The organism is Pseudomonas entomophila (assembly GCF_023277925.1).
GTDB classification, from domain to species: Bacteria; Pseudomonadota; Gammaproteobacteria; order Pseudomonadales; family Pseudomonadaceae; genus Aquipseudomonas; species Aquipseudomonas entomophila_D.
The window spans coordinates 2,375,534-2,390,164 of the sequence record NZ_CP063832.1 but is presented as its reverse complement, the minus strand read 5'-3'; the positions used below and the strand labels follow the sequence as shown (position 1 = coordinate 2,390,164).

The 14,631-nt window shown below is 58.0% G+C and carries 8 protein-coding genes and 2 pseudogenes; all 10 read left to right on the top strand.

Going from position 1 to position 14,631, the window contains the following annotated elements:
* Positions 1–105 precede the first annotated feature (105 nt).
* Positions 106–3,033 (top strand): type VI secretion system tip protein VgrG, encoded by a 2,928-nt coding sequence (locus tag IM733_RS10350; protein WP_248920766.1) that lies wholly within the window; start codon positions 106–108, stop codon positions 3,031–3,033.
* Positions 3,030–7,790 (top strand): RHS repeat-associated core domain-containing protein, encoded by a 4,761-nt coding sequence (locus tag IM733_RS10345; protein WP_248920765.1) that lies wholly within the window; start codon positions 3,030–3,032, stop codon positions 7,788–7,790. Before IM733_RS10350 ends, IM733_RS10345 begins: the two co-directional genes overlap by 4 nt.
* Complete coding sequence (locus IM733_RS10340) at positions 7,769–8,290, top strand: DUF6714 family protein (protein ID WP_248920764.1); 522 nt, start codon at positions 7,769–7,771, stop codon at positions 8,288–8,290. Before IM733_RS10345 ends, IM733_RS10340 begins: the two co-directional genes overlap by 22 nt.
* 265 nt (positions 8,291–8,555) lie before the next feature.
* Positions 8,556–8,945 carry a hypothetical protein gene (locus IM733_RS10335; protein WP_248920763.1) on the top strand — a complete coding sequence of 130 codons (390 nt, stop codon included), beginning with the start codon at positions 8,556–8,558 and terminating at the stop codon, positions 8,943–8,945.
* Positions 8,946–9,154 (top strand): annotated as a pseudogene (locus IM733_RS10330) (IS4 family transposase); the annotation flags it as partial.
* Between the two features lie 207 nt (positions 9,155–9,361).
* Positions 9,362–9,613: a hypothetical protein gene (locus IM733_RS10325; protein ID WP_248920762.1), complete on the top strand. Its 252-nt coding sequence runs from the start codon at positions 9,362–9,364 to the stop codon at positions 9,611–9,613.
* Between the two features lie 71 nt (positions 9,614–9,684).
* Positions 9,685–12,804 (top strand): annotated as a pseudogene (locus IM733_RS10320) (RHS repeat-associated core domain-containing protein); the annotation flags it as partial.
* Positions 12,805–12,815: 11 nt separating this feature from the next.
* The gene (locus IM733_RS10315) at positions 12,816–13,172 is read left to right on the top strand and encodes a hypothetical protein (protein ID WP_248920761.1); all 357 of its coding nucleotides are present in this window, start codon (positions 12,816–12,818) and stop codon (positions 13,170–13,172) included.
* A gap of 55 nt (positions 13,173–13,227) precedes the next feature.
* Positions 13,228–13,581, top strand: coding sequence for an RHS domain-containing protein (locus IM733_RS25710; RefSeq protein WP_432760420.1), 354 nt, complete (start codon positions 13,228–13,230; stop codon positions 13,579–13,581).
* A 334-nt stretch (positions 13,582–13,915) separates the two neighbouring features.
* Positions 13,916–14,419 carry a DUF6714 family protein gene (locus tag IM733_RS10310; RefSeq protein ID WP_248920760.1) on the top strand — a complete coding sequence of 168 codons (504 nt, stop codon included), beginning with the start codon at positions 13,916–13,918 and terminating at the stop codon, positions 14,417–14,419.
* Positions 14,420–14,631 lie beyond the last annotated feature (212 nt).

The following is a 14,631-nucleotide window of genomic DNA, read 5'->3' as shown; positions in this document are numbered from 1 at the left end:
CGAGCGCCGCCCGCGCGGCGCTCAATCTCCAGACCGCCAAAGCCCCCCGCCGCCGCCCCTGCAATCGTTTTTGCTATCCAATTTCCGCACCATTGAGGGACAGGGATGTTTGCCGCCGCGAACCAGACCCATTTCAGCCTGCACATCGACGGCCTGGAGCACGACTTCCAGGTGCTTGCCTTCGACGGCAAGGAGGCCATCAGCCAACCTTACGCCATCGACCTGGAACTGGTCAGCGAGCACCCCTCGCGGGACCTGGAAAGCCTGCTGCACAAGCCCGCGTTCCTCCAGCTGGGCGACGACGGCCGCGGCCTGCACGGCCTGATCTACCGCGCCGCGCAAGGCGAGGCCGGCAAGCGCCTGACCCGCTACCAGGTCACGCTACGCCCGCAACTGGCCTACCTGGCCCACCGCATCAACCAGCGCATGTTCCAGCACAAGACCGTGCAGGAGATCATCGCCCAGGTGCTCGAGGAACACGGCATCCTCGCCAACGCCTACCAATTCCAACTGGGCGCGACGTACCCGCAGCGCGAGTACTGCGTGCAGTACGACGAGTCCAACCTGCAGTTCATCCAGCGCCTGTGCGAAGAAGAAGGCATCCACTACCACTTCCGCCACAGCGCCGACGGCCACCAGCTGGTGTTCGGCGACGACCAGACGGTGTTCCCGAAACTGGCCTCGGTGCAGTTCCAGCACGACTCCGGGCTGGTCGCCGACACCCCCATGATCAAGCGCTTCGCCCTGCGCCTGGAAACCCGTACCAGCAGCGTCACCCGCCGCGACTACGACTTCAAGAAGCCGCTGATCCAGCTCGAAGGCGAGGCCGACAGCCATGACGAGCCGGCCCTGGAAGACTACGACTACCCCGGTCGCTTCCTCGACCGCCCGCGTGGCAAGCACCTGGCCAACCGCGCCCTGGAACGCCACCGCAGCGACTACCGCCAGGCGAGCGGCGACAGCGACCAGCCGTTGCTGGCCAGCGGGCACTTCCTGACCCTGGCCAGCCACCCCAACGCCTCGTGGAACGACCTCTGGCTGCTCACCGAAATCCAGCACCAGGGCCGTCAGCCGCAGGTGCTGGAAGAAGCCATCACCAGCGACATCGACCCGCGCTTCGACGGCTTCCAGCAGGGCTACCGCAACTTCTTCGTGGTCACCCCGTGGGAGCAGCCGTACCGCCCGCCGCTGAACCACCCGAAACCCAAGGTGCTGGGTGAGCAGCGTGCCGTGGTCAGCGGCCCGGCCGGCGAAGAGATCTACTGCGACGAATACGGCCGCATCAAGGTGCAGTTCTTCTGGGACCGCGAGGGCCGCTCGGACGACAAGTCCAGCGTGTGGATGCGCGTGGCGTCGAGCTGGGCCGGGCAGGGCATCGCCGGCCTGCAACTGCCCCGCGTCGGCATGGAGGTGCTGGTCAGCTTCCTCGAAGGCGACCCCGACCAGCCGCTGGTGACCGGCTGCCTGTACCACGGCGTGAACATGCCGCACTACAAGCTGCCTGACCTGAAGACCCTGGCCACGATCAAGAGCAAGGAATACAAGGGCAGCCGCGGCAACGAACTGCGCATCGACGACACCACCAGCGAGATCAGCATTGCCCTGCGCAGCGACCACGGCGCCAGTGCGCTGAACCTCGGTTATCTCACCCATCCACGTCCATCGGGTGGTGCGCCACGCGGTGAAGGCTTCGAGCTGCGCACCGACCGCCACGGCGCCGTGCGCGCCGCCGGTGGCCTGCTGATCACCACCGAACCGCGCCCGAACGAAGCCAAGCATCACAAGGACCTGCCCGAAACCGCCGAACGCCTGGCCACCGCCAGCGAGCAGCAGGACAGCCTGGCCGAACTGGCCAAGCAGATGCAGGCCCAGGAACCGGGCGACCAGGACGCCGTGGCCAAGGACCTGCACAAGCAGCACCAAGGCATCCTCGGCAGTGGCCCAGGCGACCTCACGAAAAACGAGTTCGCCGAATTCACCCAGCCGCACCTGGTCGTGTCGAGCCCGGCCGGCATCGCCCTGACCACCCCCGGCCCCAACCACATCACCAGCGGCAGCCACCTGGCGCTGAGCAGCACCGGCCACACCAGCCTGTCGATCGGCAAACGCCTGCTGGCCAGCGCCAGCCAAGGCATGCGCCTGTTCGTGCAGAGCCTGGGCTGGAAGCTGGTGTCGGCCTCCGGCGACATCGACATCCGCGCGCTGAAGGACAGCATCAACCTGCTGGCCAAGCTCGACATCACTGCCAACGCCGACCGCATCATCCTCAAGGCCAAGACCGAACTGGTGGTGCAGGGCGGCGGCAGCGCGACGACTTACAACGCCAGCGGCATCACCCACGTCACCAGCGCCAACTACACCGCCCACGCCGCGCAGTTCGCCCACATCGGCGCCGCCAGCATGGCCGGCACCTTCCCCGAGCCGCCCAAGCCCGGCAAAGGCGCGTTGGAGCTGTTCAACCTGTACGCCAACACCAAGGGCATCAAGGCCGGCGACTACGAGGTTACCGACGCCCTGGGCACAGTGCTCAAGGGCTCACTGGACGGGCAGGGCTTCAATGCCGTGTCCGGCGTCGCGCCAGGGCCAGCCTTGGCGAAATTCGGCCTCGACACGGCCGACACCTGGAGCCTCGGCAGCTTCGCCAAGGGCCTGCCCTGGCCGAAGCTGGCAGCGACCGAAGAGGGTACGCCCTCGATGTTCGAGGCGATGCCTGACGTGCTCACCCCCGAGGGCGGCGGGGCGGCGATGGCTAAGGCCAAGCAACTGGCCAGCAGCGGCATGGACGCAGCCAAGACTGGCATGAGCCTGCTCAAGACCGGGCAGAACGCGCTGCAGGGCGTGCAGCAGGTACAAGGCGCGCTGAAAGGCGGCATCGCCGGCCTGCCGCAACTGGCCACGGCTGCCTCCAGGGCCTTGGGCGTCACCAGCAAGGCCGGTGCCGCCATGCCGGGTGCCCTGCCCAAACTCACTGCCTTCAAGCCCCCCAGCCTGAACCCCGTGACTGACCTGATGCCACGCGAGCTGATTTCATGACCGCACAGACCTCCGCAGCAAACGACAACCTCCGCGCCCCGCAGGTGGCCATCACCCCGCTGGCCGAGATCAAGGTCGAGGACGTCGGCCGTGGCGCCGTGATCTTCGACACCTGGCTGCGCCAGACCAGCGCCAGCTTCGTCACCCTCGAACGCCTCAAGGGCGTCGCTGGCAACGTGGCCGTGGCAGGCAACAGCATCGCCCTGGTCGATGCCCTGGGGGACATCGTGATCCTGGCCGGCAACAAGGTGCCCGACCCGGTCGCCTGCGCCACCTTCGCCATCAACCTGATCGGCTTGGTCCGTGCGCCGGCCAGCGGCGCGGCGGCGCGCATGGCCCTGCGGCCGATGCTGTTCATCGTGCGCCAGGAGGGCAAACAGGTGCTTGGCGATGCGCTGATCGAGCTGATGGCCGGCCACCTGAACGCCGACATCGTCGGCAGCCTCGACGATTTCGTCAGCCAGACCGCCGGCCATCTCAAGGCGGCGCTGAGCGACGCCGCCACCTTGGGCGAGCAGCTTATCCTCGACATCGCCACTGGCCTTACCGCGTTGGCGGTGAGTACCAGCCCAGCGCCCGCCACCCCGGCAGCCGCTGCGGGCAACCTGCTGGTCCACGACCCCCAGGCCACCATCGACAACTACCTGGCCGGCGCCTTCAACGCCTACAAGTGCGCCGGCAAGGGCATGACCAGCGCCAACCTCAGCCACGCCCTCAGTGCGGCGGCCAAGGCCCAACTGCTCGCCCATATCGCGCAGCTGCGCACATTGGCGCCACTGGTGCGTGGTGCCATCCTCAAACTCGGCGACGCTGGCAGCCCCGGGTCCATCGAAGCCCTGCGTTTGACTCTGGCCAGCAGCGTCGAGCAATGGCGCCAGCGCAACCCCCAGGTGGTGGTGGCCAACGTCAAGGCCGGCAGCACCAGCAAGGCCCGCCACCAAGTGGCCGAAGGCAAGGTCGAGACGCAGAAGGAGCAGGCGCCCGCGCTGCAGGCCGCCAACCAATGCAAGAACGGCGCCCCGACCGGCACCTGCAACAGCATCGACTTCGCCCTGGGCAGCGAAACCTTGCAGCACACCGACTTCAGCCTGCCTGGCCCGTTCCCGGTCAACTGGACCCGCACCTACCATTCGCGCCTGGCCGCCCTCGACGGCGGCAGCCTCGGCGCCCGCTGGATCACCGCCTTCACCACCTGCATCGATGTGCAGGACGGCGGCCTGCTGCTGCACGACATCGACGGCCGCAGCCACGCCTACCCGCTGCCCAAAGTCGGCAAGACCCACTACGACCCGGTGGAGTACCGCGGCCTGACCCGCACCAGCGACAGCCAGCTCATCCTCTCGCGCGGGCAGGAGCGCCGCGAGACCTACGAGCGCGTCGGCGAGCGCTTCTACCTGGTGCACATCCGCATGCGCAACGGCGTCGGCGCCACGCTGCAGTATGAGCACCTCCATGAAGGCCGCCCGGTGCTGTCGGACATCAACACCTACCAGGACGACGACCCGACCAAGGTGCACCTGCAACTGGGCACGTTGCTCGATGACCACGGCCTTATCCAGGGCCTGTGGCAGGTGGTTGACGGCAAGCCGTTGCGCCAGCTGTGCGCCTATCACTACGACGACCACGGCGACCTGATCGCCGCCCAGGATGAACACGGCGCCGCCTGGCAGTACCAGTACCAGCACCACCTGATCACCCGCTACACCGACCGCACCGGCCGCGGCCAGCACCTCGAATGGGATGGCAGCGGCCCCCATGCCCGGGCGATCCGCGAATGGGCCGACGACGGCAGCTTCGAAACCCGCCTGGCCTGGGACACGCACATCCGCCTGACCACCGTGACCGACGCCCACGGCGGGCAGACCCGCCACTACTACGACGCCGAGGGCTACACCTACCGCATCCAGCATGCCGACGGGCGCTCGGAGTGGCTGTTCCGCGACACCCGCAAGAACGTCATCCGCCACCTGCACGCCGACGGCAGCCAGGACCGCTACGTCTACGATGAGCGCAGCAACCGCTTGCAGCACATCCGCGCCGACCACAGCATGGTGCACTACGCCTACGACGACCAGGACCAGTTGATCAAGCTTCTCGACGCCGAGGGCGGCCTGTGGCTGCGCGACTACGACGCCGCCGGCAACCTGGTCGAGACAGTCGACCCGCTGGGCAACAAGACCGAGTTTGCCTACACCTCAACCGGGCAGCTCAAGGCGATCAGGGACGCCAACGGCCACGAGAAAAAGCTGGCGTACAACGCCGCCGGGCAGTTGCTCGAATACACCGACTGTTCCGGCAAGAGCAGCCAGTGGGCCTACGATGAGTTCGGCAGGCTGGTGCAGGCCACCAACGCTCTGGGCGAGCAGATCCAGTACGCCTACAAGGCCGGGCAGCTGGCCAAGGTCACCCACCCGGACCAGTCCGAAGAGCGCTTCGAGCGCGATGCCGAAGGGCGGTTGCTGGCCCATGTCGATGCGTTGGATCGGTGTACGACGTGGCGCTATACCCGTGCCGGGCTATTGGCTGAGCGTGTCGATGCGCTCGAACATTCCGTGCGCTATCGCTGGGATAAGCTTGGCCGCCTGACAAGGCTCGAAAACGAGAACGAGGGCAAGGTGTTGTTTTTATACGACCCCGTAGGTCGTCTATTGGAAGAGACCAGCTTCGACGGTTTGGTGACCAGGTACCAATACGATTCCAACACTGGACGTCTGGCGTCGACGCAAGTCGGCCAACGTCGCATAGAGCTTCGTTTCGACCCTATGGGTCGTTTGGCTGAGCGCACAGCTCATCTGCAAGAACACCGACAGACGGAAAGCTTTAACTATGACGGCAACGGAATACTGATCCAGGCGACCAATGCGTCGAGCAAGTTGCAATGGTTTCATGACGGAGCGGGCAACCTTACCCGTGAGCACCAGCACTATTTGGCCACCGGTACACCGATGGTTGCGGTGTGGCAGCACGAGTACGACGCACTCAACCAGCGTACCGCTACCATCCGCCCGGACGGCCACAAGGTCAGCTGGCTGACCTACGGCAGCGGCCATTTGCTTGGCATGACGCTTGACCAGCACGAGATGCTGACCTACGAGCGCGATGACTTGCACCGCGAAATTGTGCGACATCAAGGCAACCAGTTGATGCAGACCCAGGCCTGGGATCTCGCCGGACGTCTGCAGGAGCAACTGCTGGGCAGCCATGACGGTCAATCCTTGCTGCTTAAGCGCCATTACCGATTTGACGCTGCTGATCAGTTGACGGGCCTGCACGATTCCCGTCGAGGTCAACAGGATTATCAATACGATCCGGTCGGGCATTTGCTACAGGCGTCCAGCCGTTTTGGCGTGGAAACCTTTGCTTTCGATCCGGCGAGCAATCTAATTGATAACAAGAGCCGAGAATTGAATCGTCCGCTGGAAGCCGATCCACGTTGCAATAAGCTGATGGACAACCTGCTGCGCGAGTATGTCGGGACTCATTACAAGTACGACGAGCGTGGCAACCTGATTCATCGCCTGCACAACGGCACACACGCTACTTTCACCTGGGACCTGTTCGATCGGCTGACGAGCTACAACGACGACCAGCTCAAGGTTGATTACAGCTACGACGCGTTGGGCCGTCGCCTGCATAAGCATTCGGTGGCGCACTTCTGGGACCGCCCCGAAGCCGGTACTGGCTGGAACCAGCTGCAACGCGCCAAGCGCCAGCGTGATCTCGGCTGCGGCTTCACCTTGTTCGGCTGGGATGGCGACACCCTGGCCTGGGAAAGCTCACCACCACGGGATGAGGGCGACACTGGTCGCACCGTACATTACCTTTACGAACCCGGGAGCTTTGTACCGGTTGCCCAAGCCCTGCGCAAAAGCCCGATCCGCCTGCACAAGCAGCCAGACTGGAGCTTGCGCGAATACGATTTCGACCAAGATCCGCTGTGGCACACCGAGGTCAAACCACAGCTGTTCGATGCCATTGCCTGGTACCAATGCGACCACCTAGGTACGCCGATGGAAATGACCGATGAACAGGGCAATGTTGCCTGGGTGGGGCAGTACCGGGCTTGGGGGGAAGTACGTGAAAAGCGCTCAGAGAGCGCCATGCTACAGGGCTTTGCGAACCCGATTCGTTTTCAAGGTCAGTACCATGATGCGGAGAACGGGCTGCACTACAATCGCTTCCGGTATCGTGATCCGGAAACTGGGCGCTATGTTTCAAGGGACCCTTCGGGTTTGAGGGGTGGACTGAATACTTATAGTTACGCTTCCGGGAACCCGTTGCGTTATGTCGACCCCTTGGGATTGAATCCGGTTGTCGGATGTGCGGCAGGTTCTTGGGCCGGGCCAGTCGGGTGTGGTGCAGGAGCATTGATAGGGACGCTTGCAGGTGCTGTTGCGGTAGGGGCAGTTCTTAGCACTTCAGGAGACGCCGCCAAGTCAGAGGATGCAAACCGTGACTTGATTGGACGCAAAATCAGCCCATTGAGTGTTGATATGCCACCGCCTGGAAACTGTCAGCCTGGAGAGCATAGAAAACTGCAAGATGAGGTAAACGCTTGGTGTAAAGGAGGCAAGCGGACTTGCAAGTCGGTTACTGATCCTGTTCTGGCGTCAGAGTTGCGAGAGGTCAATTTGCAGTGTGCGATAGCCCGAGAGGCTGTCAATAATCGTTGTTTCGCCGGTGGTGATGCGACACATAGAGAGCAAGCTATCAGGGCATGGGAGGGAGTAGCATTATGCGAGTCCAAGATACGTTGAAGGCTAGGCAGGCCAGCATCCGAAAATTGGTTGAGACAGCCTTCAAGAAAGAGAATCCACCTGATGCTAGTGAAATCATATCTTCATTGCATTTGGAACCTTTGCAGATTAGGGATTACTTTGCTGGAAAGAGATGGTGGGATATTACTTTGCAGGGGCTGTTTGATGATTATATAGGTGATTCGTCTGCTTGCCTGACATTCATGGCTCCAGCTGGTGTTGAATACTATCTGCCAGCCTACCTGCTGATGGCGGTTGAGCATTATTATGATGGAGGTATTGTTACGGAAGACCTTGCTTATGGGTTGAAGAGGTCGATAATGAGAGATGATTTATATCGTATGAGTCTTTATGGTGTGGAAAAAAAGAAAGCAATTGTTGAGGTTTTGGTTTTTCTTTGGAAGGAGTACGGTGACGAGGAAGCGTTGGAGGCGATGAGGGTTGTTGCTATGCATTGGGGAAGTGACTATATAAAGGCGGGCGGCCAAGAATTAGGGTGACGAAAAAGGTGCGGATTTATTCTTTGTTATAAATGCTGCATGCGCGGGGCCGAAGGGGCCGCGGAACTCAAGCGATGTCGGCTGAATAGCGCAGTCTAATTCGATTGGCTACCCAGCTTGGAAACTTAGGAGCACTAGTCGGCTATGGACGGTCCTCGAATCACAGGAAACGGTGTCGATCAGGTGAGGTGGGGTGGGCCGAAGTTAGGGTGAAAACATAAATCTGTCCCATTTTTTAAGGGCTAATTTTTGTCTAGGGGATCTGATGAAGTGGTTTCTTGTGTTGAGGGTGTTAAGGATTTTTCTGGCGGTTCCGCCTGTTTTGGTTTATCTGTTTTTCTGTTATTTGGCGACGCGTGGAGGAGAGCTCACGCTGCTTGAAGTAATAAGGCATGTGGTTCTTGTTACCGGGCTCGTGCCGCTCTGCTCGTGGCTGCTGGTGATTTTCAAGAGTGCTTCGGCTACGATTTTTAAATCGGTGGTTTTTGCTGTATTGATAACGATGTATCATGTTTTTCTGTTTGCGGTTTCCGCGCATCGCGATGGTTTTTATTATTGGGGGGTACAGCTGGCTGAGTTTGCGGGGTTCTATGTCTTGATTAGGATTGTTAATGGGGGGAGGGTTTTTAGTAGCAATAGATCCGAAGGTAGTTGAGCGCTACGACAACGCCGCTACGGTGGTGGGGAAGATCAGCTGGCAGATTGGTTGATGCTGATTGCTCTAAAGCATGCGGGCAACCAGCCCGGTCGTGTCGAGCCTCGGACCAAAAAAACGAGGACCTCAGGCCTACCCCTTGCTGACCAAACCACGTCGATTAGCAAGGGCAGAGATTAAAAGGATATGGGCATCCGAAGTATGTTAAATGGGTGTTATTCAGGTCTGTCCAGTTTTTGTCCAGGCATTATTTCCCTAAGGTAAATGCTGTTGGGTTAGTTGGTTGCGCGCTAAATTAATGGGGTGGTGTTGAAAGCTGTTATTGTAGTAAGGTTTTTTGTCTCTGTGCTCATTTGCTTGATTTATTTGTTTTTTGTTTTGTGTTGATGTATGGGGGTGATAAGGGGTTTGTGGTTGTGGTGTTCTACGGCTTTTTGGTGGCTGGGCTGATAGCGTTGGTTGCATGGTTGTTAATTATATTTATGGCGCGTCGGGGTTCGGTGTTTCGCCTGCTTTTGTTTGCTGTATTTATTACGGCTTATCATTGTTGTTTGGTCGGCATTGCGGCTCGTGCGGAATTTTTGATTTATTTGCTTTTTCAGCTCGTGGAGATTGCTTTGTTGTTGTGGTTGCTGAATCTGTTTAGGCTTGGAGGAGAAGGTAAATAGCGCTTTGGCGTAAAGTTGATATTTAATTAACGGTTTTGTGTTTTGTGCAGATGGCAACTAATGAAAGCAGACGCGCGGCTTGGCAGTACCGGTATCATTTGATAACCAGTTACACCCACCGCACCGGCCGCGGCCAGCACCTCGAATGGTATGGCAGCGGCCCCCAGGCGATCCGCGAATGGGCCGACGACGGCAGCTTCGAAACCCGCCTGGCCTGGGACACGCACATCCGCCTGACCACCGTGACCGACGCCCATGGCGGCCAGACCCGCCACTACTACGATGCCGAGGGCTACACCTACCGCATCCAGCATGCCGACGGGCGCTCGGAGTGGCTGTTCCGCGACACCCGCAAGAACGTCATCCGCCACTTGCACGCCGACGGCAGCCAGGACCGCTACGTCTACGATGAGCGCAGCAACCGCTTGCAGCACATCCGCGCCGACCACAGCGTGGTGCACTACGCCTACGACGACCAGGACCAGTTGATCAAGCTTCTCGACGCCGAGGGCGGCCTGTGGCTGCGCGACTACGACGCCGCCGGCAACCTGGTCGAGACAGTCGACCCGCTGGGCAACAAGACTGAATTCGCCTACACCTCAACCGGGCAGCTCAAGGCAATCAAGGACGCCAACGGCAACGAGAAAAAGCTGGCGTACAACGCCGCCGGGCAGTTGCTCGAATACACCGACTGTTCCGGCAAGAGCAGCCAGTGGGCCTACGATGAGTTCGGCAGGCTGGTGCAGGCCACCAACGCTCTGGGCGAGCAGATCCAGTACGCCTACAAGGCCGGGCAGCTGGCCAAGGTCACCCACCCGGACCAGTCCGAAGAACGCTTCGAGCGCGATGCCGAAGGGCGGTTGCTGGCCCATGTCGATGCGTTGGATCGGTGTACGACGTGGCGCTATACCCGTGTGGGGTTGCCGAGCGAGCGTGTCGATGCAACAGAGCACACATTGCGCTGTCACTGGGACAAGCTAGGGCGATTGGTCGGCTTGGACAACCAGAACGAAAGCAGGGCGACATTCAGCTACGATGTGGTTGGACGCTTGTTGGCGGAAACCGGTTTCGATGGCCTGGTGAAGCAGTATCACTATGACCCACTGACCGGACGCCTCGCTCATACCCAAGTTGGCCAGCGCCGCATAACCATGCGTTTTGATCGCATGGGCCGTCTGATCGAACGTACTGCCAGCCTGGGTGAACAGGTGGAATCGGAACATTATGCCTACAACGGCAATGGCCAACTGCTACAGGCCCGCAATGCCGCCAGCCTGTTGCAATGGTTCCATGACGAAGCCGGCAACATGGTCCGTGAGCATCAGCACTACCTGGCCATTGGCACGCCCATGGTCGCCGTCTGGCAGCATGAATACGATGTGTTGAACCGGCGTGTGGCCACCCTTCGCCCCGATGGCCACAAGGTCAGCTGGTTGACTTACGGCAGCGGACATCTGTTGGGCATGATGCTGGACCATCACGAAATGCTTGCCTTCGAGCGTGACGATTTACACCGGGAGATTGTTCGCCATCAAGGCAACAAGCTCATGCACAAGCAGCAGTGGAGTATGCGTGGGAGGCCGCTGGAACAAGTGATTGGCGGTGCCGATGGCGAAACCACCTTGCTCAAACGAGAGTATGAGTACGACACGGTCGGCCAACTGGCAGGCATTCACGATACGCGTCGTGGGCAATTGACTTATCAATACGACCCACTTGGCCGATTGCTCCAGGCGAACAGTCGCTTGGGGGTTGAAACTTTCTCCTTCGACCCTGCGGGCAACCTTGTTGATGAAGCCCAGCAGCTCAACCGCCCCCTGGAAGAAAATGCCAGAAATGGGAAGTTGATGGACAACCGTTTACGTCAGTTCGACGGCACCCATTTCAAGTATGACGACCGAGGTAACTTGATCCATCGGCTGCGTGAGGGCAAACACGCACACCTGGCCTGGGACCTGTTCGATCGCCTGGCGCATTACAACGATGATCGGCTCAAGGTCGAATACAGCTATGACGCACTCGGGAGACGGTTGCACAAGCACTCCGTTGCTCATCACTGGGACAAACCTGATGCAGGCACTGGCTGGAACCAGATGCAACGGGCCAAACGACAGCGCGAGTTGAAATGCGGTTTTACGCTGTTCGGCTGGGATGGCAACGCGCTTGCCTGGGAGAGTTCCCCGCCGCGCGACGACGGTGATACCGGCAGCACCGTGCATTACCTGTATCTGCCAGGCAGTTTTGTGCCTGTGGCCCAGGCGGTGCGCAATGGCCCGGTTCGCCTGCACAAGCGACCCGACTGGAGTGGGCGTGAGTATGACTTTGAGCAAGATCCCTTATGGCAAACAGACGTGAAACCTCAAGCGTTTGATAGCATCTTCTGGTACCAGTGCGACCATCTGGGCACGCCGATGGAGCTGACGGATGAGGATGGGCACGTGGTGTGGGCGGCGCAATATAAGAGTTGGGGGAATGTTGGAAAAGGGCAATTGGGTGAGACTGGGAGCCAGGGTGTTAGTAATTCAATTCGCCTGCAGGGTCAGTACGAGGACCATGAGACAGCTCTGAGCTTTAACCGTTTTAGGTATTACGACCCAGCGTGTGCTCGCTATATTTCTGCTGATCCAATAGGGTTTCGAGGAGGAGAAAATTCCTACGCTTACGTAAGTGGGAATCCAAATTCTTTTGTTGATCCTATGGGGCTGGAAAAGTGGGACTTTAATGGTAAGGGTGATACAAGTGTGTGCGTCTATTACGATGCGCGTGCATGCCAAACAACCGGCGAGTTGAGTAGATATTACGGGGTCGCTGGTGAGATTTGTCGTGGAAATAATAAAATTGTGAACGGGGCCATTACGACAGGTATTTTGGCGTCATGGGCTAAAGGTAGTACAACGGAGTCGGAGGCGTCGATTTTAAATAAGATTCGCCAGGGTTTGATCGCCAGAGATAGTGAGATGGTTGCTATCCACGGTGTGAGTGGAGTTACCGGTAACATGATCGATGCTTATCATGATTCTTCATTCGAAGCGGCGGGTGTTAGCTCGACATTTTATGGAGGGAATGTGTGGTTCCAGAGAATCTGGCCTAATCCGGTTCCCTTTGACTCTGATGGGAAGTTTTTTCTTGATCCCAGGCAATGGTTGCCTAAGGCAGATGCTGATAAGTCAGTTGGTTGTGCACTAAATTAATGGGGGTTGTGGTGTCGAAAACTATTTTTGCATTAAGAGTTTTTGTCTCTGTGCCCATTTGTTTGGTCTATTTGTTTTTTTGCCTTGTGTTGATACATGGGGGGGATAAAGGATTTGTGGATGTGGTGTTTTACGGTTTTTTGGTGGCTGGATTGATACCGCTGGCTGCATGGTTGTCAGTTATATTTATGGCGCGTCGAGGTTCGGTGTTCCGTCTGCTTTTGTTCGCTGTATTTATTACGGTTTATCATTATTTTTTGGTCGGCATTGCAGCGCATGCGGAATTTTTGATTTATTTTCTTTTTCAAATCGTGGAAATTGCTTTGTTGTTGTGGTTGCTGAGGCTGTTTAGGCTTGGGGGAGAGTAAATGGCGCTGTTAACGTAACGTTGATCTTTAATTGCCGGTTTTGTGTTTCGTGCAGATGGCAACTAATGAAAGCAGACGCACGGCATGGCAGTACCGGTATCACTTGATAACCAGTTACACCCACCGCACCGGCAGCGGTCAGCACCTCGAATGGTATGGCAGCGGCCCCCAGGCGATCCGCGAATGGGTCGACGACGGCAGCTTCGAAACCCGGCTGGCTTGGCAGGAGCGTACCGAGAGGAAAAAGGGGGACCACTGTGATCATCTTGGGGCGCCGTTGGAGTTGACGAACCAACAAGGGGAGGTTGTGTGGGCCCGGCAGCACACGGCGTGGGGAAAGGTGTGGGAGGAACGTACGGAAGGCGCTAGGGGGCATAGGAGACAGCCCCAGAATTGGAGTTGCCATTAAATCCGAATATTTTTGTTCCGGTTGAGTAGCGAGCCTGTATATGTGTGACAATCTTAGTAAGTTGGCGTATTTGATGTTTTGGTTTTCGTTTTTCTGGATCGGCTTGTCTGCCTTGTATGCTAATTCATACTGTAAGAAGAATGGGGTAAATATGAATACGTTTCCTGGTCTGTTTGAATTGTATCGAAGGGTCTTTCGGTTTGAAAGTAAGAGGCTTTCAGTTGTAATTTTGCTGGCTATTCTGGGTGGTGCAACCCTAGCTGTAGGCATGAGTTTTTTAATTTCTTATGCCAAGGGTATTGGTTGCGTTATAAATATAAGGACCTGAAGGTTTATGGCGGTGCGAGAGAATGATTCGTTGGATTCAAGGAGGAAAGCGGTTAGGGTGATGGTTGAGGCCGCCTTTAGGAAAGAGTCAGCACCCAATGTTAGCCATATAGTGGATTCTGCATATCCGGAGCCAATGCAGGTCAGAGAATATTTTTCAGGGAAAGATTGGTGGCTTCTCACATTGAAGGGTTTTTATGATGATTATGTTGGGGATCCATCTGCCTGTCTGACCTTCATGACGCCCCTTGGTATGAAGTATTATCTTCCAGCATATCTTTTGCTAGCTGTTGAGGATTACTACGAGGGTGACGTGCTGACGCTGGAGTTGTCTTCAAGGATGCGTACATATGTCCGTGAGGATGATATTTATGGACTGAGCGCTTTGAATGACGAGCAGAAAAAGGCTGTGGCAGCGGCGATGAGGTTCATCTGGCAAGTATACGAAGATGAGGAGGCTGAGGAGGTTCTGGAAATCATAGAGCAGTGTTGGGGGAAACTTAATTGTTGACTTCACAAATGATTCTTGGGGGGTAATCGCTGTGTGTGATTATATATATTACTTTAGGGAGTTTTCGTTTTATTTTTTCATGATTAGCGGGGCGTTGTTGGTTTTTTATTCTGCCTCGTATGCGAGACGGAAGGGTATAGATTTCAACTCGTTTCTTGGGGTGTTGGAAGTCTATGGGCATATTTTCCGATTTGAGGATAGGAGGTTCTCTT